This window comes from Pontibacter russatus (assembly GCF_009931655.1).
Taxonomy (GTDB): domain Bacteria; phylum Bacteroidota; class Bacteroidia; order Cytophagales; family Hymenobacteraceae; genus Pontibacter; species Pontibacter russatus.
This window is the reverse complement of sequence record NZ_CP047984.1, coordinates 258911-282613: the sequence shown is the minus strand read 5'-3', so window position 1 is coordinate 282613 and position 23703 is coordinate 258911. Positions and strand designations below refer to the sequence as shown.

Annotated in this window: 14 protein-coding genes and 1 pseudogene; 12 read left to right on the top strand and 3 right to left on the bottom strand. The window is 54.6% G+C overall.

Features of this window, described 5'->3' with window-relative positions; genetic code table 11:
- Positions 1–4 precede the first annotated feature (4 nt).
- Together GSQ62_RS01210 and trmB are read left to right on the top strand one after the other, a co-directional pair.
- Positions 5–1297, top strand: a complete 1293-nt coding sequence (locus GSQ62_RS01210) for a bifunctional folylpolyglutamate synthase/dihydrofolate synthase (RefSeq protein WP_161887816.1) — start codon at positions 5–7, stop codon at positions 1295–1297.
- A 5-nt stretch (positions 1298–1302) separates the two neighbouring features.
- Entirely contained in the window at positions 1303–1965 is a 663-nt protein-coding gene (gene trmB / locus GSQ62_RS01205; protein ID WP_161887815.1) for a tRNA (guanosine(46)-N7)-methyltransferase TrmB, read from the top strand.
- Between the two features lie 158 nt (positions 1966–2123).
- Here trmB and GSQ62_RS01200 read toward each other — a convergent pair whose 3' ends face one another.
- Positions 2124–3050 carry an alpha/beta hydrolase gene (locus GSQ62_RS01200; protein WP_161887814.1) on the bottom strand — a complete coding sequence of 309 codons (927 nt, stop codon included), beginning with the start codon at positions 3048–3050 and terminating at the stop codon, positions 2124–2126.
- A 95-nt stretch (positions 3051–3145) separates the two neighbouring features.
- Complete coding sequence (trpF, locus tag GSQ62_RS01195) at positions 3146–3769, bottom strand: phosphoribosylanthranilate isomerase (RefSeq protein WP_161887813.1); 624 nt, start codon at positions 3767–3769, stop codon at positions 3146–3148.
- Between the two features lie 235 nt (positions 3770–4004).
- Between trpF and mnmA the strand changes: the two are divergent.
- The 5 genes and pseudogenes from mnmA (at position 4005) to GSQ62_RS01170 (ending at position 10690) form a co-directional block, all read left to right on the top strand.
- A pseudogene (gene mnmA, locus GSQ62_RS01190) lies at positions 4005–5134 on the top strand (tRNA 2-thiouridine(34) synthase MnmA).
- Entirely contained in the window at positions 5134–5847 is a 714-nt protein-coding gene (locus GSQ62_RS01185; protein ID WP_161887811.1) for a hypothetical protein, read from the top strand. The pseudogene mnmA and the gene GSQ62_RS01185 overlap by 1 nt, the downstream one beginning before the upstream one ends.
- A 2-nt stretch (positions 5848–5849) precedes the next feature.
- Complete coding sequence (locus tag GSQ62_RS01180) at positions 5850–7520, top strand: S8 family serine peptidase (protein ID WP_161887810.1); 1671 nt, start codon at positions 5850–5852, stop codon at positions 7518–7520.
- A 68-nt stretch (positions 7521–7588) separates the two neighbouring features.
- Entirely contained in the window at positions 7589–8245 is a 657-nt protein-coding gene (gene rpe, locus GSQ62_RS01175; RefSeq protein ID WP_161887809.1) for a ribulose-phosphate 3-epimerase, read from the top strand.
- A gap of 9 nt (positions 8246–8254) precedes the next feature.
- A complete protein-coding gene (locus GSQ62_RS01170) occupies positions 8255–10690 on the top strand; it encodes a TonB-dependent receptor (protein WP_161887808.1) in 2436 nt (811 codons plus the stop codon).
- An 83-nt stretch (positions 10691–10773) separates the two neighbouring features.
- Here the strand turns inward: GSQ62_RS01170 and GSQ62_RS01165 are convergent, their stop codons facing one another.
- A complete protein-coding gene (locus GSQ62_RS01165; RefSeq protein ID WP_161887807.1) occupies positions 10774–11634 on the bottom strand; it encodes a DUF2911 domain-containing protein in 861 nt (286 codons plus the stop codon).
- Positions 11635–13141: 1507 nt separating this feature from the next.
- Between GSQ62_RS01165 and GSQ62_RS01160 the strand changes: the two genes are divergently transcribed.
- From GSQ62_RS01160 to hisB, 5 genes are all read left to right on the top strand, one after another.
- On the top strand, positions 13142–18289 hold the full coding sequence (locus GSQ62_RS01160; RefSeq protein ID WP_161887806.1) for an HYR domain-containing protein: 5148 nt from the start codon (positions 13142–13144) through the stop codon (positions 18287–18289).
- A gap of 782 nt (positions 18290–19071) precedes the next feature.
- Positions 19072–19923, top strand: coding sequence for an ATP phosphoribosyltransferase (gene hisG / locus GSQ62_RS01155; protein ID WP_161887805.1), 852 nt, complete (start codon positions 19072–19074; stop codon positions 19921–19923).
- A gap of 3 nt (positions 19924–19926) precedes the next feature.
- Positions 19927–21219 carry a histidinol dehydrogenase gene (gene hisD, locus GSQ62_RS01150; RefSeq protein ID WP_161887804.1) on the top strand — a complete coding sequence of 431 codons (1293 nt, stop codon included), beginning with the start codon at positions 19927–19929 and terminating at the stop codon, positions 21217–21219.
- On the top strand, positions 21212–22255 hold the full coding sequence (gene hisC, locus GSQ62_RS01145; protein WP_161887803.1) for a histidinol-phosphate transaminase: 1044 nt from the start codon (positions 21212–21214) through the stop codon (positions 22253–22255). The genes hisD and hisC overlap by 8 nt, the downstream gene beginning before the upstream one ends.
- A gap of 91 nt (positions 22256–22346) precedes the next feature.
- Entirely contained in the window at positions 22347–23447 is a 1101-nt protein-coding gene (hisB, locus tag GSQ62_RS01140) for a bifunctional histidinol-phosphatase/imidazoleglycerol-phosphate dehydratase HisB (RefSeq protein WP_161887802.1), read from the top strand.
- Positions 23448–23703: the final 256 nt, after the last annotated feature.

The window sequence follows — 23703 nt, the reverse complement described above, 5'->3', positions numbered from 1 at the left end:
CTTTATGACTTATCAGGAGTGCCTTGATTACCTATATGAGCAATTGCCGATGTTTCACCGCATCGGCAATGCTGCTTTTAAGAAGAGTCTCGACAACATCATCGCCCTGTGCGAGGCGCTGGGACAGCCGCAGCAGCAGTTCAAATCCATACATGTGGCGGGCACCAACGGAAAGGGCAGCAGTTCGCATATGCTGGCGGCCGTGCTGCAGGAATCCGGCTACCGAACCGGCCTCTATACTTCGCCCCATCTCAAGTCCTTCACAGAGCGCATCCGCATCAACGGGCAGGAACTGCCGCAGGATTACCTCGTGCGCTTTGTAGAGCAGCACAAGCCGCTCTTCGAGCGCATCCAGCCTTCCTTTTTTGAGATGACGGTGGCGCTGGCTTTCCAGTATTTTGCTGAGGAGCAGGTAGATATAGCCGTCATCGAGGTAGGCCTCGGCGGCCGCCTCGACTCCACCAATATCGTTCAGCCCGAGCTTTCCCTTATCACCAATATCGGCTACGACCACCAGGCTTTGCTGGGCAACACGATCAGCGCCATTGCCTCTGAAAAAGCAGGTATCATCAAAACGGGCATACCGGCCGTTATCAGCACGCGGCAGCAGGAGGCGCAGGAGGTGTTTGAAGCGAAGGCAGAGGAAGCAGGGGCTCCCATCTATTTTGCGCCCGACTACTTCAGGTTTGAGGTGACGGAAGCCACGCTTGAGCGGCAGGTGCTGCAGGTATACCGGAATGAAAAACCCTTTTTGCCCGGCCTGGAACTGGACCTGGCGGGCGCATATCAGATATATAACCTGCCCGGTGTGCTGCAGGCGCTGGTGCTGCTGCATGAAAAAGGCTTTCACATTACCCATCAGGCTTTAAGAAGCGGGCTGGCCAACACCAAAAAGCTGACGGGGCTGAAGGGACGCTGGCAGGTGCTGCGACATGAGCCATTAACCATTTGTGATACAGGCCATAACGAAGATGGTATTAAACAGATACTGGAGCAACTGGAGAGCCTGCATCCGAAACAGGTGCATATGGTATTCGGTGCGGTAAACGACAAGGATATCACGGCCATCCTGAAATTGCTGCCAAAGCAGTACAGGTATTATTTCTGCCAGGCCAGCATCCCGAGGGCATTGCCGGTGCAGGACCTGCTGGCGCGGGCGCAGGCCGTGGGGCTGGGGGGAGTGGCATATAGCACCGTGTCGCAGGCCGTGGCGGCGGCTAAAGCAAATGCTGCGCCGGATGAGGTGATTTTCATCGGGGGCAGTACCTTTGTGGTCGCAGAAATTGAGGAACTGTAGAATTCATGGGAAGATCTAAATTAGCAAAATTTGCCGCCATCGGGGAGCGGGAGAATGTCATTGAGCCGGGCGACGAGCTGTATGGCGAAATAAAGGGAAGGTGGCGGGAACTTCAATTCGGGAATAATAACCCGCTGGTGCTAGAGGTAGGTTGTGGCCGGGGCGAGTACACGGTAGGCATGGCGCGGCTTTTCCCGGAGAAGAACTTTATCGGGAGTGATATAAAAGGCGCCCGCCTCTGGAAGGGAAGCACCCTGGCGGAGGAGGAGGAACTGGACAACGTGGCTTTCCTGCGCACGTTTATCGAGCAACTGGAAGACAACTTTGCGCCGCAGGAGGTGGATGAGGTCTGGATAACTTTCCCGGACCCGCGCCCCCGCGACCGAGACATCAAGCGCCGCCTCACCTCGCCGCGCTTCCTGGACCTGTACCGGAAAATTCTCAAGCCCGACGGGATTCTGCACCTCAAGACGGACAACCTGGCGCTCTATGAATATACCCTGGAGGTGCTGCAGGAGCGGGCGGGACAGATAAGGGATCTGCTATATACCCAGGACCTCTACCATTCCGAGTTGCAGGAGCACACCATGGGGATATATACCACGTATGAAAATCGCTATATGGCAGAAGGAGTTCCAATAAAGTACCTGCAGTTCAGGTTTAGGTAAATCCTGAAAAGGTACAGCTGTACTCCTAAAGAAAAGAGCCCGTGAGGATATATACCTTCACGGGCTCTTTTCTATATATGCCAGTCAGGAGCATCTAAAACTTGGGAGGATATTGATTTCTCCCGTCAACCAACTTATATATAGGTTATATACAAAGCCTAAAACTTGTTACTGTGCAGCCAGTTAACGCAGCGCTCAAACCATACATCCGCAGTAGTTTTGTTATTCAGGCCGAAGCCGTGGCCACCGTTCTGGTATATATGGAGTTCCGCCGGAACCTCGTGCTGCAGCAGCGCCTCGTAAAACCGGATGCTGTTCTGAACCGGAACCGCTTTGTCGTCGGAGGCGTGCACCAGGAAAGTGAGCGGTGTCTGCGCCGTCACCTGCAGCTCATTCGAGAATTCGTTGATTTCCTCCGGGGTGGCGTCCTTGCCCAGTAGATTGTCGAAAGAGCCCTGGTGCGTAATTTTTTTGTCGCCGCTGATAACCGGGTACAGCAGCAGCATGAAGTCGGGCCGCAGGCTCGTCTGCTTCGGATTGCTTATATAGGACTTCTGAAAATGCGTACCCACGGTGGAGGCCAGGTGCCCGCCTGCCGAGAAGCCCATGACGCCCACTTTGGCGGGGTTTACCTGCCACTCCTTCGCCCGCTCCCGGATGAGGAGCAGGGCCTGCTGTGCATCCTGAATAGGCGCTATCTCTGGTTTGGAGGAGGTCTTGTCAGATGGGAGGCGGTACTTCAGCACGAAGGCCGCAATGCCCTGCTCATTAAACGCCTTCGCCACATCATATCCCTCATGGTCTATCGCGATAATGCCATACCCGCCACCCGGGCATATGAGCACGGCCGTGCCCGTTGCCTTTTCTTTCGGAGGGAGAAATACGGCCAGAGACGGGTTCCGGACTTTGCTGACGCGCATGATGCCTCCGTCGGTCGCGGATGCCTCTTCGTCCGGTCCCTTCACTTCGTTCGGGATTTGCTTGCGGTACAGCGGTATTTCCAGAGGGGCTTTCTGGCTGAGGGCTTTGGAGAATGGCACAAAGCATAATGCGGGCAAGAGCAGGAGCAGGATTCGTTTTTTCATGGATTAGTTTTATTTATGGAAACAACATGACGCGGCTGTCAGTCAGGCTTATATGCTTATATATAGGGTATATGCGTTCCAATGCACCGGCAGCGCTAGGCTTCCTCTATCTCCTCGAAAATTTCCTGCAGCTCGTCGAAATCCTTCAGCCCCGGCTTAATCTCGTGGCCGCCGTGCAAACCAATTCCGGCCGGTTTGATTCTGGTGAGGATGGCGGTGATGTTTGTTTTGTCGATGCCGAAGCCTATATAAACCTTAAACTGCTTGGCGAGGCTCTTCAAGAATTTCATGTTCGTCTCGTCTACCGAACTGAAATCGTCGGAGTACACAATAAAGGCATGCACCACCGGGCTGTAGAGTTCCATCATCTCCAGCAGTTCGCTCTCCACCGTGTCCTTGTTGATGAATATCTTCTGAATCACAGGGCGGTTGATTTCTTCAATCTCGTCGATCAGGTACGGCGTGTCGAGCTGTATATAATCGAGCCCGAATTCCTCCGCCATATCGTTTATCATCTCAGGCCGGGCGCGGGTGTACTCGCCAGCGATGTGTACGCCCGACACCCACCCGATTATTTCCTTCAGCGCCTCGGGTTTCACGCGCTCCGGATCATCCAGTTTCAGGTTAAATCCGATAATGTCCACACCCATGCCGGCGCAATAACGGGCGTCGCTCAGGTTGTTTATGCCGTTCACTATCACAGAGGTACGTAAGCCCATGGTACTGTATGCTTTATATGTTAGAGGTATATATACTCGTTTTGTTACTCAAAGTAAATCCGATTTCCCGAACCATGCCAATTTTTTATGTCCTTTTTCTCTGTCCTGTGGCTTTGGAGCGGGAGGCATACGCCGGGGCGTCCAATTTTGCGTTCCTGAATCTTTATAACTGTAGAGTTGTTGCTATATTTGCATACATTTAACAGATCAAGCAGAAATACATTTTATATATAAAATGAGTAACAAAGGAAGGGTATTGGTGGCCATGAGCGGCGGCATCGACAGTTCGGTAGCTGCCGTGCTGCTGCACGAGCAGGGCTACGAGGTGGTGGGGATGACGATGAAAACCTGGGACTACGCCTCCAGCGGCGCCAGCAAGAAAGAAACCGGCTGCTGCAGCCTCGACTCCATCAACGATGCCCGCAACATTGCCGTTCAACTGGGCTTCCCGCATTATATCATTGACATCCGCGAGGAGTTCGGCGATTTTGTGATCAACCATTTCACGGACGAGTACCTGGCGGGTCGCACGCCAAACCCCTGCGTGCTGTGCAACACCCACATCAAATGGGACGCGCTGCTCCGCCGCGCCGACCAGCTGGGCTGCGATTTTATCGCCACCGGGCACTACGCCAATGTGCGCGAGGAGAACGGCCGCTACATCATCTCCAAGGGGCTAGACGAGCACAAAGACCAGTCATATGCGCTGTGGGGCATCTCGCAGAAGAGCCTCAGCCGCACTATTTTCCCGCTGGGTAAACTGCACAAGTCGGAGATACGGCAGATGGCGATGGACCGCGGCTTTACCGAACTGGTGAACAAGCCCGAATCGTATGAGATCTGCTTTATCCCGGACAACGACTACCGCGGCTTCCTGAAGCGGCGCGTGGAAGGCCTGGAGGAGAAAGTGGCCGGAGGTGATTTTGTGCTGGAGGACGGCACGGTGGTGGGCAAGCACGAAGGCTACCCATTCTACACCATCGGGCAGCGCAAGGGTCTAGGTATCGCTTTAGGTTTCCCGGCCTATGTAACACGCATTGAGAAGGATAGGAACCAGGTGGTGCTCGGCAACTACGAGGAATTGTCGAAGAACGCGATGACGGTGGGCAAGCTCAGTATGTCCAAGTACGACAACCTGATCGACCAGCCCATCCCGACGGTGACGAAGGTGCGCTACAACGATGCCGGCACCGAGGCCATTATTGAGCAGGAGGGCGACAAAATGAAAGTGCATTTCCTGACGGGGGTGCATGCCATTGCCCCGGGCCAGGCCGCCGTGTTCTACGAAGGCGACGACGTGGTGGGGGCGGCTGGATAGAGTCGAATTACAACCTGGACTATATAAAACTGGACGTGTTATCCTGATGAGAAAAGTGCTGTTGCTCCTGGTGGTGCTGGCGGGCTTTGTTTCCGGCTGCGAAGAGAAGTACCCCGATCCGAAGGCCATGGGCTATGCTTATTACCCGCTGGAAATAGGTGCTTACCGCATATATGAGGTCACGGACATCAAGTTCAGAGACAATGTGGGCGATACCCTGCACTTCCAGTTGCAGGAGCGGGTAGATACTTCGTTCTACGATCAGACCAACACGCTCAGCTACAAAGTTGTACGCTCCACGCGTCCTGATGAGAATAGCGCGTGGGTGGAAGACTCCGTGATGGTGGTGTGGCAAGTGGAGAACAGTCTCCTGCTCACTAAAGATAACTCCACCTTCGTCAAATTGGTTTTTCCTGTAAGCAACGGTAAAACCTGGGCAGGCGATGCCTTTAATACACGCGCAGTCAATAAGGGTGAGAAAGAGACATATGCCTATACCCAGGTGGGGGAGCCCTATGAGGTAAACGGCCAGGTGTTTCCCATCACCGCCACCGTTATCCAGGGCACTCCTGTAAAGAACCTGGTGTACCTGGACAATCGCAAGGAGGTATATGCGGAAGGCGTGGGACGGGTATACAGGCTTTTTAACCGGGTAGTGTACTGCAACCAGACAAGCGGCTCCGTCTGCGAATTCGGAGCAGATTATAAACTGGATGGCCATGAGCGGCATGAAGAATTGATTTCCTACGGAAAAATGTAGCCATGCGACAGCTGCTCCTCTTCATCTGTGCGCTGTTCCTATATAGTCCTTTCACAAACGGGCAGGGAGCAGACAGCACGGCAGAAGCGCAGCAGAAGCATTTGATTTACTTTACCGACAAGTCCGGTTCGACTTTTTCGCTAAACGAGCCGGAAGCCTTTCTGTCGGCCAAAGCTTTGGAGCGCAGGCAGCGGCAGCACATCCCGCTCACTGTCCGCGACCTTCCGGTAAACCCTACATATATAGCCAATCTCAAACGACTGGGTGTGCAGGTGTGGTATACCTCCCGCTGGTTCAATGCGGCGGTGGTGCAGTGCCCGGCCGATAAACTCCAGAAAATAGAGGCCTTGCCCTTTGTAAAAAATGCACGCAACCTGAACAGAGTAGCGGTGCCTGCACCGGATCGAAGCGTTCAGTCGAAGCAGGAGATGGAGACGCTGCCGTTTACGGCGCCTCTTAAGGCGGCACTGGAGGATAAAGATTACGGACTGGCTTTTCATCAGGCACATATGCTGGGGGCAACGGCCCTGCATGCGGAAGGTTTTACCGGCGAAGGCATGACCATCGCGGTGTTTGATGCGGGCTTTCCGGAGGTAAATACCCTCGATGCCTTTTCCCACCTTTTCCAGAACGACAGGATAAAAGGCACGTTTGATTTTGTGCAGAAGCAGCCGGAGGCCTTCGGTGCCGATGCGCATGGCACGGCCGTACTCTCCACCATGGCGGCCTATGCTCCCGGCAAAATGATCGGCACGGCTTATGCCGCCAACTACCTGCTGCTGCGCACCGAAAATGCAGCCTCAGAGCACAACATCGAGGAAATTAACTGGCTGCTGGCCGCCGAGTACGCCGACAGCGCCGGGGCCGACGTCATTAACTCCTCCCTGGGCTATACCTCCTTCGACAGCCCCTCCACCAGTTACACTTACAACGACCTTGACGGCAACACCACCCTTGTGTCGCGGGCAGCCGACATGGCCGCAGCCACGGGTATGCTGGTAGTGGTGAGCGCCGGGAACGACGGCGGCAAGGAGTGGCACTATATAGGCGCTCCCGCCGATGCCGACTCGGTGCTTGCCGTTGGCGCCGTGGATTCGCTGGGTGTGAAGGCAGGCTTCAGTTCCTTCGGCCCGACCGCGGACGGGCAGGTAAAGCCGGATGTGGTGGCGCTGGGGCGGAATGCCTACGTGCTGTCCACCAGCGGGAATGTCGTCAGATCTAACGGTACCTCTTTCGCGGGGCCCATCATGACGGGCTTCGCGACCTGCCTGTGGCAGGCCAACCGCAGCAGAAAAAACATGCAGGTGATCCAACTGCTGCGCCAGAGCGGGAGCAATGCCGCCTCGCCGGACAGCGCCGTTGGCTACGGCATCCCGACTTATAGCAGGACATTGACGGCCCTGCCGCAACTGCCGCTGAAGAGCACGGCCTATATCACCAATCCGGTGCAGGAGCAGGACATTATACTGGCATTAGGGCCGGACTGGTGGAGCCAAGCTGTACAGGTGCAGGTGCTGGACATGACCGGCAAAACACTATATAACCAAGCCATTGGCGCGGCTGCCAGAGAGCAGGTGCTGCAATTGGATCCCTTCCGGTTGAAAACAGGTGTTTACCTGTGCCGCCTCCGTTCGGGCAGCCGGGTGGTCACGCTCCGCTTTGTGAAGCTGTAACATTCGGTATACCATTTTCCACGGCTGATTTTCTTCCTTAATTTAATTAAAAAACTACCTTTGCAGGTATGATTCCACTTATTGCTCCTTCAGTGCTAGCCTCCGATTTTGCCAACCTGCAGGCAGAGGTAGAGATGCTTAACAAGAGCCAGGCCGACTGGCTGCACATCGACATTATGGACGGCCGTTTCGTGCCCAATATCTCTTTCGGGTTTCCGGTGGTGGAGGCCATTCAGCGCCACGCGCAGAAGCCTTTGGACGTACACCTGATGATTCAGGAGCCGGAGCTATATATAGAGCGGTTCAGGACGGCAGGCGCGGACACCATCACGGTGCATCTGGAGGCCTGCATCCACCTGCATCGCACGGTGCAGCAGATCAAGGACACCGGCGCCAAAGCGGGCGTGGCGCTGAACCCGCATACTCCGGTGCAACTGCTGGAGGATATCATCGCTGATGTAGATATGGTGCTCCTGATGTCGGTGAACCCCGGTTTTGGCGGCCAGAAGTTTATCCATAACACCTACCGCAAGATTGAGGCGCTCAAAAATCTCATCATCGCCCGCAACTCGCATGCCCTGATCGAAATTGACGGGGGAGTGAACCTGGAGAACGCTCCGCTGCTGCTGGAGAAAGGGGCCGATGTGCTGGTGGCCGGCAGTTTCGTGTTCACTTCCGCCGATCCGCTGCACACTATTGCGGCGCTCAAATCATCTTCTATATAGCTTTCCCTGATGCTGAGATTTTTGCCGGTGTGGTTTGTGCTGCTTTTACCCCTGGCCGTTTCAGCGCAGCAGGCACGCATCACTGGCAAGGTCCTGAACCCGGCGCGGCAGCCCCTGGAACTCGCGACGGTCGCGGTGAAGGGGACGACGCTGGCAACACAGACAGGCCCGGAGGGCGTTTTTGAACTGCGGGTGGCGGCACAGCAGGAACTCGTGCTGCTGGTAAGATACCTGGGCTATCAGGAACTGGAGCGAACCGTACAGCCGCAACCCGGCGGGACGCTGCATGTAGAGTTGATTTTGCAGCCGGATTCCCAACAACTGGGCACGCTGGATGTGCGCGGGAAAAACCATCAGGATACCCGTGAGCAGGTCAGCGTCACGAAGCTGGACCCGCGCGACATTAAAAGCCTACCTTCCGCTTTCGGCGATTTTAACAAGGTGCTCGTGACGCTGCCAGGTGTTACCAGCAACAACGAGCTGTCCAGCACCTATGCTGTGCGGGGCGGCAACTACGACGAGAACCTCGTTTACGTCAACAACATCGAAATTTACAGGCCCTTCCTGATCACGGCCGGGCAGCAGGAGGGACTCAGCTTCGTAAATCCCGACCTGGTGGCGGATATCTCCTTCTCCTCAGGCGGCTGGCAGCCCAAATACGGCGATAAACTCTCCTCGGTCCTCAACATCCAGTACAAGCAGCCGAAGGATTTTGCCGCCTCTGTGAGCGGCGGCTTAACCGGCGGCACCCTGCACCTGGAGTCGGCCTCCAAAAACAGAAAGGTGTCTTACCTGCTCGGCGCGCGCCACAAAAATAGCCGTTACCTGCTGCAGGGCCTTCCCGTGGATGGCAGATATAATCCGGTCTTCACGGACGCGCAAGCCTATATACATCTTGATCTTGCCAAGGACACTGTGCCTTCTGGTCGTACCACACTGGGCATACTGGGCAGCTACGCCCGCAACAACTATTCTGTGGAGCCGGAGACGCAGGTCACCACTTTCGGCACACGCCAGTCGCCGTTGCGGCTGGCGGTGGGCTTTGAGGGGCAGGAACTGATGGAATACACCACCTACCAGGCTGGCCTTAATTTGACGCACCGGTTTACGGATGATTATACCACCGAGGTAATTCTTTCGGCAGTGCATTCCTGGGAGCGCGAGTTCCGGGAGGTGGAGGCCTATTACCGGCTCTGCGACGTGAGCACCTCGGGCAACAACATTGGTGAGTGCCAGCAGGAACTGGGCTTCGGCACGCAGTACGACCATGCCCGCAACACACTGCTGGCGCGCATCGGCACTGCCGAGATCCGGAACAGCTGGCGCATGGGCCAGGGCAGCAACCTGCAGTTCGGTGCTAAGGCAACCTCCGAGAACATTTCGGATGAGCTGTCGGAGTACGGTTTTGTGGATTCGGCTGATTATGTCTTCCAAAACTATTTCCTGCGCTCGCAGCTCGGCCTGAACACGATGCGCTACAGCGGCTTTGTGCAGCACACATTCGAGCTTGACTCGCTCAAGACCATCACTTACGGCCTTCGGGCCACCTACTGGGATTATAACCAGGAGCTGAACATCTCGCCGCGTGTGCAGTATGCGTTTATCTCCCGCCACAACCCGGACCTCTCCTTCAAAGCGGCGCTGGGCCTGTATTACCAGCCGCCTTTTTACCGGGAACTACGTAACTTTGAGGGCGAGCTTAACCCACTACTGAAGGCGCAGCGCGCGGTGCATGCCATCGTTGGGAGCGACTACCTGTTCAAGGCCTGGGGGCGTGACTTTAAGCTGACGACGGAGGCGTATTACAAATCGATGACTAACGTAATTCCGTATGACATCGACAACGTGCGCCTGCGTTACTATGCCAGAAACAACGCAAAGGCCTACGCGGCCGGGCTGGATGTGCGCGTGAACGGCGAGTTTATACCGGGCGCGGAGTCGTGGCTGAGCCTGGGGCTGCTGACAACAAAAGAAGATGTGCAAGGGGATTCCTCATTTATATATAACGCACAGGGCGAAGTGACAGGCAGGCAGGAGCAGGGCTATATCCGCAGGCCAACAGACCAACTGGTGAACGTGGGGGTGTTTTTTCAGGACCACCTGCCCGACAATCCCACCATCCGGATGTCCCTCAACCTCGTGTACGGCAGCGGCCTTCCCTTCGGCCCGCCCCGCCGGCCAGAGTACCGGAACGCTTTCGACGGGAAATCCTACAAACGGGTGGACCTGGGATTCTCGAAGCTGATTGTTCTGGAGAGCGACCTGGTGGAGCGGAAGAAAGCATCGTTGGAGAGCCTATGGATTGGGCTGGAGGTGCTGAACCTGATCGACGCGAAGAACAGGATATCCTATACCTACGTGAACGATGTGAACGGCCTGACCTATGCTGTGCCAAACTTCCTGACTGGCCGCCGCCTCAACCTCCGGTTCGTGGCGAAGTTCTGATTCTATATATATTATGTAAAGCAGCGGCGGGAGCTATATTTAGAATATAACTCCCGCCGCTGCTTTACATAAACTTTCGATAATTACCTGCGCTTTTTCCAGTCGTTATAGGCTGTCTCAATCTGGCTGGCATACTCCTGGTAGCTTTCCGGCTCGGTAGAGCCTAACTTGATGGCCTTGGCCGAAAGGTTAGATGCCACCTCATACTCATTGTTGGAGGCATATAGCTTGGCTTTGATCCAGTTGTTGAAGAAATTGTCTTTGATGGCGATAGACTTGTTGATCCACTCCAGCGCCTTCTGGTGGTACTCCTTTCGGGGGAGCATATACTCCGCGCACTGCGCCCATATATACCAGTCGTCCGGGGCTGCCTTGGCGAGTGCTTCGTTGATGTTGGCGAGCGCTTTCTTCTCTACTTCCGTTTCAATATCGAGGCTCACCTTCATGTTTTCCCATACCAGATTAAGTTTGCCGCTGTTGGCGCCGATGTCGGAGAAAGAGAACTGCATCGTCTCGTTGAATTCGTTTTTCACTGGCCTTACCTCCAGGTATGCCACGTCGTCCAACTCGTTATATCCTTCCAGTCCCCACAGGCCCGTGTCCTTGTTCAGCACTACCTGCCACAGCGTGTCGCTCTGCGGAAAAATGAAGAAGGAGTAGGTCCCGGCGGGTACCCGCTCATGGTTCAGAAACAATTCATCAGTAAAAGTGATGAGCGTTGCCTCGTTGGCACCCGCCCGCCAAAGCGAACCGTAAGGGACCAGGTCTCCGAAAACCTTTCTCCCTTTCACGCCCGGGGCGTGGTAATTAACTGTGATATCCGTTAAGCCGATGGTTTGCTTCACCATAGCTGCCGGGCTGGCCTGCGGCAAGATCACCTGTGCAGTGGCGGCAGACACTCCCAAAAAGAGAAACAACAGAAGGAGAGACAAGTATATTTTCATAGTGTAAAAGAATTTTAAGCGCTTTTGCTCAAGTCATATAAAAGAAAAAACTATGCCAGAGTGGCTATATATATGGCAGAGGCAGCAAAGGTAGCAAAAAAGCAATTCCAGTTGCGGCACAGTTCCTTACTTTAATCAGGTAAAACGAAAGTACCAATCAGTGTTTAGTCATTTGATGTACAGCCATATATACATTTATTTACTAATTTTTTATTCTTGTGCGATTTCTATATATGACTATATAAATTTATTTTGAAATAATTGCAACATAAAGCTTGTTTAATTGTATAATAAGAACGTAAATTTGAACTATTAAACCAGCAATAAAGTTGGCTTAAGGGTAGCAGTCAAATAATTCTTAAAATACCTCCACTTTTTTCTTAGAAACACCTAAAGTAGTCCCCATTGCTTCCAGGAAGCGCTAAGGACAGCTACATCCTCGCCTGATGCAGCAGCATTTTGCCATGGTAAGGCTATTGCTGCGTTCGATTGTACTGCTTTATTCTACACTTCTTCTCAACTATTTAACCTCAACTTACACATGAATGTAAAACTTTTACTAAAACGTACGGCGAAATGGCGGGTGCTCTACCTGGTTGCAATATTAGCCGCTCTTTCTTTTGTAGGTGCCAATGCACTTGACATTTACGCACCAACTGTCTCATCTGATAAGGAAGATTACTACCCTGGCGATACTGCTCATATCACTGGCTATGGTTGGACACAGGATCAAAGTGTCCATGTAGAATTAAAAGAAGAACCAGATTATCCTGACTTTCATAAATATGATGTAAGCGTTGATTCAAACGGTATCTGGCGAATTGATTATCCAATTGAATGGCGGCATTTAGGTGTGAAATTCACGGTTGTTGCCGTCGGTAAACAGAGTGGTTATACATCTACACATATTTTTACTGACGCACAGAGAGTTGGACCTGTAACTGTTACTCCTATCACTCAGACTGCCTGTATACCGGAAAGCGGTACTATAACAATATCTTATACTGTGCAGGCGTCCCGACTTCAAAACGGAACTGTAAATGTGACATATTCAGTTTCGGGCTTGCCAACAGGAGTTACAGGATCTTTCTCGCCTACTACAGTAAATTCAGGTGGTGGAACTGCGATTCCTTCCTCTACATTAACACTTACTATTCCTTCAACAGCAACTCCTGGCAACTATACTTTTACAGTAACAGCTGCTGCAGGGCAAGATCAAGGGACAGGTACAGGAACTTTGACTTTGATCGAAGCTCCATCATTTACTTCCTGCCCTGATAATATTACTACGCCTACTGCTTCTGGAGCTTGTTCTGCTATGGTAAATTATGATGCAACAGCTTCCGGTACTCCGGCACCAACATACACTTATGCATTTAGCGGTGACACCAATGGCAGTGGCAGTGGAACAGGCAGTGGTTCTACATTCAATATAGGAACTACAAATGTTACTGTTACAGCAACAAATTCATGTGGTTCGACAACTTGTAACTTTACCGTGACGGTCGTGGACGAGACCGCCCCAGTGCTGGCAGCGCCAGCGGCAGTTCAGGTAGCGGCCAATGCGCAGTGCCAGGCCACCGGCGTGGACCTTGGCGATGCCACAGCCACTGACAACTGCACAGCCAATGTTGAAGTGACCAACGATGCTCCCGAGACCTTCGAGCTGGGCGAAACAACTGTAACTTACACAGCAGTAGACGCAGCCGGCAACACAGTGACAGCCACGCAGACCGTGACGGTCGTGGACGAGACCGCCCCAGTGCTGGCAGCGCCAGCGGCAGTTCAGGTAGCGGCCAATGCGCAGTGCCAGGCCACCGGCGTGGACCTTGGCGATGCCACAGCCACTGACAACTGCACAGCCAATGTTGAAGTGACCAACGATGCTCCCGAGACCTTCGAGCTGGGCGAAACAACTGTAACTTACACAGCAGTAGACGCAGCCGGCAACACAGTGACAGCCACGCAGACCGTGACGGTCGTGGACGAGACCGCCCCAGTGCTGGCAGCGCCAGCGGCAGTTCAGGTAGCGGCCAATGCGCAGTGCCAGGCCACCGGCGTGGACCTTGGCGATGCCACAGCCACTGACAACTGCACAGCCAATGTTGAAGTGACCAACGATGCTCCCGAGACCTTCGAGCTGGGCGAAACAACTGTAACTTACACAGCAGTAGACGCAGCCGGCAACACAGTGACAGCCACGCAGACCGTGACGGTCGTGGACGAGACCGCCCCAGTGCTGGCAGCGCCAGCGGCAGTTCAGGTAGCGGCCAATGCGCAGTGCCAGGCCACCGGCGTGGACCTTGGCGATGCCACAGCCACTGACAACTGCACAGCCAATGTTGAAGTGACCAACGATGCTCCCGAGACCTTCGAGCTGGGCGAAACAACTGTAACTTACACAGCAGTAGACGCAGCCGGCAACACAGTGACAGCCACGCAGACCGTGACGGTCGTGGACGAGACCGCCCCAGTGCTGGCAGCGCCAGCGGCAGTTCAGGTAGCGGCCAATGCGCAGTGCCAGGCCACCGGCGTGGACCTTGGCGATGCCACAGCCACTGACAACTGCACAGCCAATGTTGAAGTGACCAACGATGCTCCCGAGACCTTCGAGCTGGGCGAAACAACTGTAACTTACACAGCAGTAGACGCAGCCGGCAACACAGTGACAGCCACGCAGACCGTGACGGTCGTGGACGAGACCGCCCCAGTGCTGGCAGCGCCAGCGGCAGTTCAGGTAGCGGCCAATGCGCAGTGCCAGGCCACCGGCGTGGACCTTGGCGATGCCACAGCCACTGACAACTGCACAGCCAATGTTGAAGTGACCAACGATGCTCCCGAGACCTTCGAGCTGGGCGAAACAACTGTAACTTACACAGCAGTAGACGCAGCCGGCAACACAGTGACAGCCACGCAGACCGTGACGGTCGTGGACGAGACCGCCCCAGTGCTGGCAGCGCCAGCGGCAGTTCAGGTAGCGGCCAATGCGCAGTGCCAGGCCACCGGCGTGGACCTTGGCGATGCCACAGCCACTGACAACTGCACAGCCAATGTTGAAGTGACCAACGATGCTCCCGAGACCTTCGAGCTGGGCGAAACAACTGTAACTTACACAGCAGTAGACGCAGCCGGCAACACAGTGACAGCCACGCAGACCGTGACGGTCGTGGACGAGACCGCCCCAGTGCTGGCAGCGCCAGCGGCAGTTCAGGTAGCGGCCAATGCGCAGTGCCAGGCCACCGGCGTGGACCTTGGCGATGCCACAGCCACTGACAACTGCACAGCCAATGTTGAAGTGACCAACGATGCTCCCGAGACCTTCGAGCTGGGCGAAACAACTGTAACTTACACAGCAGTAGACGCAGCCGGCAACACAGTGACAGCCACGCAGACCGTGACGGTCGTGGACGAGACCGCCCCAGTGCTGGCAGCGCCAGCGGCAGTTCAGGTAGCGGCCAATGCGCAGTGCCAGGCCACCGGCGTGGACCTTGGCGATGCCACAGCCACTGACAACTGCACAGCCAATGTTGAAGTGACCAACGATGCTCCCGAGACCTTCGAGCTGGGCGAAACAACTGTAACTTACACAGCAGTAGACGCAGCCGGCAACACAGTGACAGCCACGCAGACCGTGACGGTCGTGGACGAGACCGCCCCAGTGCTGGCAGCGCCAGCGGCAGTTCAGGTAGCGGCCAATGCGCAGTGCCAGGCCACCGGCGTGGACCTTGGCGATGCCACAGCCACTGACAACTGCACAGCCAATGTTGAAGTGACCAACGATGCTCCCGAGACCTTCGAGCTGGGCGAAACAACTGTAACTTACACAGCAGTAGACGCAGCCGGCAACACAGTGACAGCCACGCAGACCGTGACGGTCGTGGACGAGACCGCCCCAGTGCTGGCAGCGCCAGCGGCAGTTCAGGTAGCGGCCAATGCGCAGTGCCAGGCCACCGGCGTGGACCTTGGCGATGCCACAGCCACTGACAACTGCACAGCCAATGTTGAAGTGACCAACGATGCTCCCGAGACCTTCGAGCTGGGCGAAACAACTGTAACTTACACAGCAGTAGACGCAGCCGGCAACACAGTGACAGCCACGCAGACCGTGACGGTCGTGGACGAGACCGCCCCAGTGCTGGCAGCGCCAGCGGCAGTTCAGGTAGCGGCCAATGCGCAGTGCCAGGCCACCGGCGTGGACCTTGGCGATGCCACAGCCACTGACAACTGCACAGCCAATGTTGAAGTGACCAACGATGCTCCCGAGACCTTCGAGCTGGGCGAAACAACTGTAACTTACACAGCAGTAGACGCAGCCGGCAACACAGTGACAGCCACGCAGACCGTGACGGTCGTGGACGAGACCGCCCCAGTGCTGGCAGCGCCAGCGGCAGTTCAGGTAGCGGCCAATGCGCAGTGCCAGGCCACCGGCGTGGACCTTGGCGATGCCACAGCCACTGACAACTGCACAGCCAATGTTGAAGTGACCAACGATGCTCCCGAGACCTTCGAGCTGGGCGAAACAACTGTAACTTACACAGCAGTAGACGCAGCCGGCAACACAGTGACAGCCACGCAGACCGTGACGGTCGTGGACGAGACCGCCCCAGTGCTGGCAGCGCCAGCGGCAGTTCAGGTAGCGGCCAATGCGCAGTGCCAGGCCACCGGCGTGGACCTTGGCGATGCCACAGCCACTGACAACTGCACAGCCAATGTTGAAGTGACCAACGATGCTCCCGAGACCTTCGAGCTGGGCGAAACAACTGTAACTTACACAGCAGTAGACGCAGCCGGCAACACAGTGACAGCCACGCAGACCGTGACGGTCGTGGACGAGACCGCCCCAGTGCTGGCAGCGCCAGCGGCAGTTCAGGTAGCGGCCAATGCGCAGTGCCAGGCCACCGGCGTGGACCTTGGCGATGCCACAGCCACTGACAACTGCACAGCCAATGTTGAAGTGACCAACGATGCTCCCGAGACCTTCGAGCTGGGCGAAACAACTGTAACTTACACAGCAGTAGACGCAGCCGGCAACACAGTGACAGCCACGCAGACCGTGACGGTCGTGGACGAGACCGCCCCAGTGCTGGCAGCAGCCGAAAACCAGACATCTGGCACTAACACAGGTACTTGCACTGCAGAAGTTTCTATCCCTGATGCTGAATTCACAGATAACTGTGCTGTTGGCCAATTAAGTTGGGTAATGACAGGCGCTACTACAAATAGTGGTACAGGTCAAGTAGGAAGTTATACTTTCAATCAGGGAGTAACAACCATCACATATACGGGCACTGATGTGGCTGGCAACTCGTCATCTGACGAACTGTTGGTAACAGTAACAGACGATGAAGCTCCTGTTGTTACCGTTCCTGCAAACATTACCGTGAAAAACGATGCAGGTAAATGCACTGCGGTGGTTACATACGCAGTTTCTGCTTCAGATAACTGCTCCACCGTTACTCCTAAGTTGAGTGCTGGTCTTGCTTCCGGCGCTGAGTTCCCAGTTGGCACCACCACCGTGACTTATGAAACGGAAGACGAAGCCGGCAACCCGGCCACAGCGAGCTTCACGGTTACTGTAGAAAATGCAAATCCAACTCTATCTCCGATTACAGGTCCTGCACATCCTGTGCAGATTGGTACTGCCGCAACGCTATCTGCAAATTATACAGACAATAATCTGGTATTAGCAACTTTCACTTTCAGCACGGATGGGGAAATCTACGGCAACCCGCAGCAAGGGGTGGTTTCTAATGGTACAGTATCTGGCTCATTCAATCTGGCTCCAGGCGTCTACAATGTTAAATTAGTTGTTTCCGATGCATGCGGAGCTACGGCCGAAGTTTTATATGATGGTTTCATCGTAATCTACGATCCGAACGGGGGCTTTGTAACTGGTGGAGGCTGGATTTACTCTAATCCTGGTAGTATGCCAAGCAAGCCTCTTGCGGAGGGCAGGGCTACATTTGGATTCAATGCTAAGTATAAGAGTGGAAAGAATGATGTTACTGAGGTAGATGGAAGTACTAATTTCCAGTTCCGAGATGGAGATTTCCACTTCAAAAGTACAAACCATACTGCTATGAGCTTAGTAGTTGCAGGACGTAAAGCAACTTATCGTGGAGAAGGTACAGTGAATGGAGAAGGAAAGTATGAATTTATGGTATCTGTGATTGATGGAAATTTAAATGGTGGAGATGGTATCGATAGATTCAGGATTAGAATAGTAGGTGCTGGCTCTCCAAAAGCAGTTGTGTATGATAACGAACTTGGGATTGTAGAAAATGCTGATGCTACTACAGCAATAGGTAGTGGTTCTATCGTTATCCATAACCCTAATATCAAGTCTACTTCTTCTAAATCTGTAACAGCAGTTGAAGTACCTGCTTTGTCTGAAACTACTAAATTTTCCAACTACCCGAACCCGTTCAACTACAGAACAACGATCACTTTCTCGACAGAGAAGGAGGAGAGCTTTGCACTGGAGGTGTACGAGGTGAAAGGTGCCTTGGTGCAGAAAGTGGACATGGGCGTGACGGAAGCCGGAAAGGTCTATGCGTACGACTTCGAAGGCCATAATCTTCCGCAAGGAGTTTACTTTGCCCGCCTCATCACCGCTTCTGGTGTTCAGACCATCAAGATGGTGCTGAAGAGGTAGTATCTGGAGGTAAGCCTTTTTCAAACAGCAAGCGCCGGTGCCCGTGAGGGAGCCGGCGCTTGCTGTTTGAAAAAGGCTGATTATGAATACGAGCTTCCTATCATTATGAACTTCAGGAAACGTGACATACGCAAAGCTCCCCAACATAAAGAAGGCCTTAATGAGCAACCTGCTTGGAGCAGACTTCAGATATCATGATAGTATGGTTTCTGTCTATATCGCAACGGCAGTGTCGGGGCAATTTCTAATGATGAAACTTGAAAATTGCCATTTGCGCTGTAGCTGCCAGGAAGATACCAGGCAGTGCGTCTACAACTTTTTTAGCAGCAGGGGGTATAAGGGGGTATTTTAGGGATGCAGCTGCTTTGGGAACACAGCTAACGCTATACATAAATTTATTAACATGATTGTGTGTCGGTTTATCTTTAAGAGGCTCTTAGAATTGGTATCAGCCTCAAAATAAGAGCGGGTAAGGCAGCGGCCCGGACGTGTAGAGTCCGTGCCGCTGCTTTTTTTTGTGTCGTTTGCTTTCATATATACCCAAAACAACTTTACTTTGCGGCATCGCACATGAGCACAACTTCTATATATAGCCTCCTTTCCTCTCCGGCCTTTTCGGTTGCCGAGGCTGTGCCCGTGCATCTCCATCGCAACCACCATTCCTCGTAAGAGGAATAACAAAATCATACCGCCCCTTCGGGTACTGACCCATTTTGTGTACTTTGCCGGCAGCAAAGGCAGCAGTCCTTTTTTAACCAGATTATATATAACCATAGCCCCATATGCTACGATTGGCCATCCAGAAGTCCGGCAGGTTGAGCGAAGACTCGCTGAAACTGATCCGTGAATGCGGCATTTCATTTATCACAAGCTCCCTCAAGCTCAAAACAGAGTCAACGAACTTCCCGCTCGAGATCCTCTACCTCCGCGACGACGACATTCCAGGCTACGTGGCCGACGGCGTGGCGGATATCGGGATAGTGGGCGAGAACGTGCTGGTGGAGGAGGGGAAGCAGGCCCTGACCGTGGAAAAGCTGGGCTTCTCCAAGTGCCGCCTGTCGCTTGCCGTTCCCAAAAGCGATAACTATAAATCGATACACGACCTGAACGGAAAGAACATCGCCACCTCTTACCCGAACCTGTTGCAGGCTTACCTGCACGAGCAGGGCGTGCAGGCGCACATCCACACCATCAGCGGCTCCGTGGAGATTGCCCCGAGCATCGGGCTGGCAGAAGCCATCTGCGACATCGTAAGCTCCGGCAGCACCCTGATCAGCAACGGCCTGAAAGAGGTGGAGCGGGTCTTTAAATCCGAGGCGGTCCTGATAGCCAACGACAGCCTGGACGAGGAGAAGCGTAGGGTGCTGGATAAGTTGCTTTTCAGGATTCATGCGGTGCAGCGCGCGCAGAAGGCCAAGTATATCGTGCTGAACGCCCCGCACGAAAGTCTGCAGGAGATTAAGGATCTGCTCCCAGGTATCAAATCTCCCACCATTCTTCCATTGGCCGAAGAAGGCTGGAGTTCGCTCCACTCGGTTGTGAACGAGGATGACTTCTGGGAGATCATCGAAAAAATCAAAGACGCCGGGGCACAGGGCATCCTGGTGATTCCCATAGAGAAAATGATTGTTTAAACCATGCGCAAACTGATAAACCCTTCGCCGGAGCAGTGGCCGGAGCTGGTAAAGCGGCCCACCAAAAACCTGGAGGAACTGGAGCCTGGCATTCAGGAAACATTCAGGCAGGTGCAGGAACGCGGTGACGCGGCCCTGCTGGAACTGGCCGAAAAATTTGACGGCGTGAGACTGGAAAGCCTGCTGGTGAGCCAGAAGGAAATAGAGGAGGCCGAGGCAAAGCTGCCGGTGGAGCTGAAAGAGGCGATTCTGCAGGCATACAGCAACATCCAGGTGTTTCACCACACACAGCAGGCGGAGCAGGTGCAGCAGGTGGAGACAATGGCGGGCATAACCTGTTGGCGCAAGAGCGTGGCCATCGAAAAGGTGGGGTTATATATACCGGGCGGTACGGCGCCGCTGTTCTCCACGCTGCTGATGCTGGGCGTGCCAGCCCGCATTGCCGGTTGCCGCGAACTGGTGCTCTGCACGCCGCCTTCCAAGGACGGCTCGGTGCATCCCGCTATTTTATATATAGCCTCCCTGCTAGGCGTCACGCGCGTAGTGAAAGCCGGCGGCGCGCAGGCCATCGCGGCCATGGCCTTCGGCACGGAGAGAGTGCCGGCAGTATATAAGATATTCGGCCCCGGAAACCAGTATGTGACGGTGGCCAAGCAACTGGTGGGCAAAGGCGGGGTGGCCATTGATTTGCCCGCTGGTCCGTCGGAGGTGCTGGTGATAGCGGATGATTCGGCCAATCCGGCTTTTGTGGCGGCTGACTTGTTGTCGCAGGCGGAGCACGGACCCGATTCGCAGGTGGTGCTGCTTACGAATTCTGAGGATTTTCTGGACAGGGTAGAGGCGGAACTGGAGGCGCAACTGGCGGTGCTGCCGCGCGAGGCGTTTGCCTCACAGGCCCTGGGCAATAGCCTGGGCCTGGTGTTCGACAGCGTGGCGGAGATGCTGGACTTCTCGAACCTGTACGCGCCGGAGCACCTGATTCTCTCTATCCTGAACTTCGAGGAGGCGCTGGAAAGCATCGTGAACGCGGGCTCCGTGTTCCTGGGCAACTACAGCCCCGAGGCTGCCGGCGACTATGCCTCCGGCACCAACCACACCCTACCCACCAACGGCTATGCCCGGGCCTATAGCGGCGTGTCGTTGGACAGCTTCGTGAAAAAAATCACGTTCCAGCACATCACGCCGGAGGGCTTGCAAAATATTGGCGGCACCATCGAAACCATGGCCGCCGCCGAGGGGCTGGAGGCGCACAAAAATGCAGTAACAATACGACTTAAAGAGGTGAACCGTGTTTAACCTGAACGATATCATCAGACCCAACGTGCTGAAGATGAAAGCCTATTCTTCGGCCCGCGACGAGTTTAAGGGCAGCGCCAGCGTGTTTCTGGATGCCAACGAGAATAACCTCGGCAGCCTGGCCGGCGGCAACTACAACCGCTACCCGGACCCGCACCAGAAGCAGCTGAAGGCGCGCATCGCTGAAATAAAAGGTGTGCAGCCCGGGCAGATTTTCCTGGGCAACGGCAGCGACGAAGCCATCGACCTGCTGTTCCGGATGGTGTGCCGCCCGGGTCAGGATGCGATGCTGCACCTGCCGCCCACCTACGGCATGTACGAAGTGTCGGCAAACCTGAATGATGTGGCGCTGGAGGCCGTGCAGCTGACGCCTGATTTTCAGTTGCCGGTGCAGGAACTGCTGGCGCAAGTGAAGCCAAACACCAGAATCATCTTCATCTGCACCCCCAACAACCCGACCGGCAATGCAATTGCACCCGAAAGCATTGAGCAGGTGCTCCGGAACTTCAACGGGCTGGTAGTGCTGGACGAGGCCTATATCGACTTCAGCGACAGCCCGAGCTGGACCACGCGCCTGGCGGAGTTCCCGAACCTTGTCGTGCTGCAGACTTTCTCTAAGGCATGGGGCATGGCTGGCCTGCGCCTCGGCCTGGCGTTTGCCTCTGCGGAGCTCATCGCGGTGCTGGACAAGATAAAGCCCCCTTACAATATAAACGAAGCAACGCAGGAGCTCGCCCTGAAGGCGCTGACGCAGACCGAGGCGCTGAAGGACATGGTGGAGGAAATTGTGCAGGAACGCGCGCTGCTGATGCAGGCGCTGCCGGATTTGCCCGCTGTTGAGAAAGTATTTCCCTCGGACGCCAACTTTATACTGGTGCAGGTGCGGGACGCGAACGGGCTATATACCTACCTGCTGGACAAAGGCATCGTGGTGCGCAACCGCTCCAGCCTGCCAGGTTGTGAAGGATGCCTGCGCATTACTGTCGGAACCCTGGAAGAGAACCAGCGGCTGCTGCAGGCTATTGCCGCGTTTTAACGAATCACGTAGCACGTAGCACGACACTTATATATACGTAATGCTATATATACGTGTGTCGTGATACGTGATACGATTATCGAAAGCTAACATGAAAAAAGCCTTATTTATTGACCGTGACGGCACCATATTGGTAGAGCCGAAGACGGATTTCCAGGTGGACTCCTTTGAAAAGTTTGCCTTTATCCCAAAATCCATCAGCAACATGGCCCGCATCTTCCGGGAGCTGGACTACGAGTTTGTGATGGTGACGAACCAGGACGGCCTCGGCACCGACTCTTACCCGGAGGACACTTTCTGGCCTTACCAGAACAAGATGCTGGAGATACTGGAGAGCGAGGGGATCCGGTTTGATGAAATCCTGATTGACCGCAGCTTTGAGCACGAGGGGCTGGAGACGCGCAAGCCCGGCATCGGCCTGATGAAGCGCTATCTTGCGGGGGAGTATGATCTGGCCAACAGCTACGTGATTGGAGACCGCCTGACAGACGTGAAACTGGCGCAGAATTTAGGAGCCAAAGCCATCTATATAGGCGACACCGCCGCAGAAGGCGCGGCCTTGAGCACGGATAACTGGGATGACATTTACACGTTTCTCACCCAAACCAATGGCCGCACAGCCAGCGTGCGGCGCAGCACCTCCGAAACAGATATAAGCATTGAGCTCAACCTCGACGGCACCGGCAAGATGGACATCCACACCGGGCTCGGATTTTTTGACCATATGCTGGAGCAGGTGGCCAAACACGCGAGGGTAGATTTATATATCCAGGTGAAAGGGGACCTGCATATTGACGAGCACCATACCATCGAGGACACAGGGCTGGCCCTAGGTGAGGCGTTTCTGCAGGCGCTGGGCGACAAGCGCGGCATCAGCCGCTACGGCTTTTTCCTGCTGCCCATGGACGACGTGCTGGCCCAGGTGGCCATCGACTTCAGCGGCAGGCCCTGGACGGTGTGGGAAGGGGAGTTCAGGCGGGAGAAAGTAGGGGACATGCCCACAGAGATGTTTTTCCACTTCTTCAAATCCTTCAGCGACACCTCCAAAGCCAACCTGAACGTGCAGGTGAAAGGGCAGAACGAGCACCACAAGATAGAAGCAATTTTCAAGGCCTTCGCGCGGGCTGTCCGGATGGCGGTGCAGCGCGACCTCCAGGACAACTCCATCCCCAGCACCAAAGGCATTCTATAAAAGAAGATTGCCCGTCAGTAACAAAAGAGGGATAGCGTCGGCTATCCCTCTTTTGTTTAAATAACATAGGTATATAGCATTATGTCTGAAGCGTGTGCCTTCTGCTGTGTCGACGCTAACTATATATTTCTCAGCAGTAATCAGCAGTGTGACCATCCATCAGAACTGCAGGGGAATATGTCCGTACTGTAAGTATAAGCCAGACAGCCTGTTAAAAGCAGATATGCTCCGGCTACTTTTTCCTCCTGCTTCGCAC

What these genes read in the sequence shown, in the direction of transcription:
- GSQ62_RS01210 (WP_161887816.1), top strand. Translation starts at nt 5, where the DNA reads ATGACTTATCAGGAGTGCCTTGATTACCTATATGAGCAATTGCCGATG.
- trmB (WP_161887815.1), top strand. Translation starts at nt 1,303, where the DNA reads ATGGGAAGATCTAAATTAGCAAAATTTGCCGCCATCGGGGAGCGGGAG.
- GSQ62_RS01200 (WP_161887814.1), bottom strand. Translation starts at nt 3,050, where the DNA reads ATGAAAAAACGAATCCTGCTCCTGCTCTTGCCCGCATTATGCTTTGTG.
- trpF (WP_161887813.1), bottom strand. Translation starts at nt 3,769, where the DNA reads ATGGGCTTACGTACCTCTGTGATAGTGAACGGCATAAACAACCTGAGC.
- GSQ62_RS01185 (WP_161887811.1), top strand. Translation starts at nt 5,134, where the DNA reads ATGAGAAAAGTGCTGTTGCTCCTGGTGGTGCTGGCGGGCTTTGTTTCC.
- GSQ62_RS01180 (WP_161887810.1), top strand. Translation starts at nt 5,850, where the DNA reads ATGCGACAGCTGCTCCTCTTCATCTGTGCGCTGTTCCTATATAGTCCT.
- rpe (WP_161887809.1), top strand. Translation starts at nt 7,589, where the DNA reads ATGATTCCACTTATTGCTCCTTCAGTGCTAGCCTCCGATTTTGCCAAC.
- GSQ62_RS01170 (WP_161887808.1), top strand. Translation starts at nt 8,255, where the DNA reads ATGCTGAGATTTTTGCCGGTGTGGTTTGTGCTGCTTTTACCCCTGGCC.
- GSQ62_RS01165 (WP_161887807.1), bottom strand. Translation starts at nt 11,634, where the DNA reads ATGAAAATATACTTGTCTCTCCTTCTGTTGTTTCTCTTTTTGGGAGTG.
- hisG (WP_161887805.1), top strand. Translation starts at nt 19,072, where the DNA reads ATGCTACGATTGGCCATCCAGAAGTCCGGCAGGTTGAGCGAAGACTCG.
- hisD (WP_161887804.1), top strand. Translation starts at nt 19,927, where the DNA reads ATGCGCAAACTGATAAACCCTTCGCCGGAGCAGTGGCCGGAGCTGGTA.
- hisB (WP_161887802.1), top strand. Translation starts at nt 22,347, where the DNA reads ATGAAAAAAGCCTTATTTATTGACCGTGACGGCACCATATTGGTAGAG.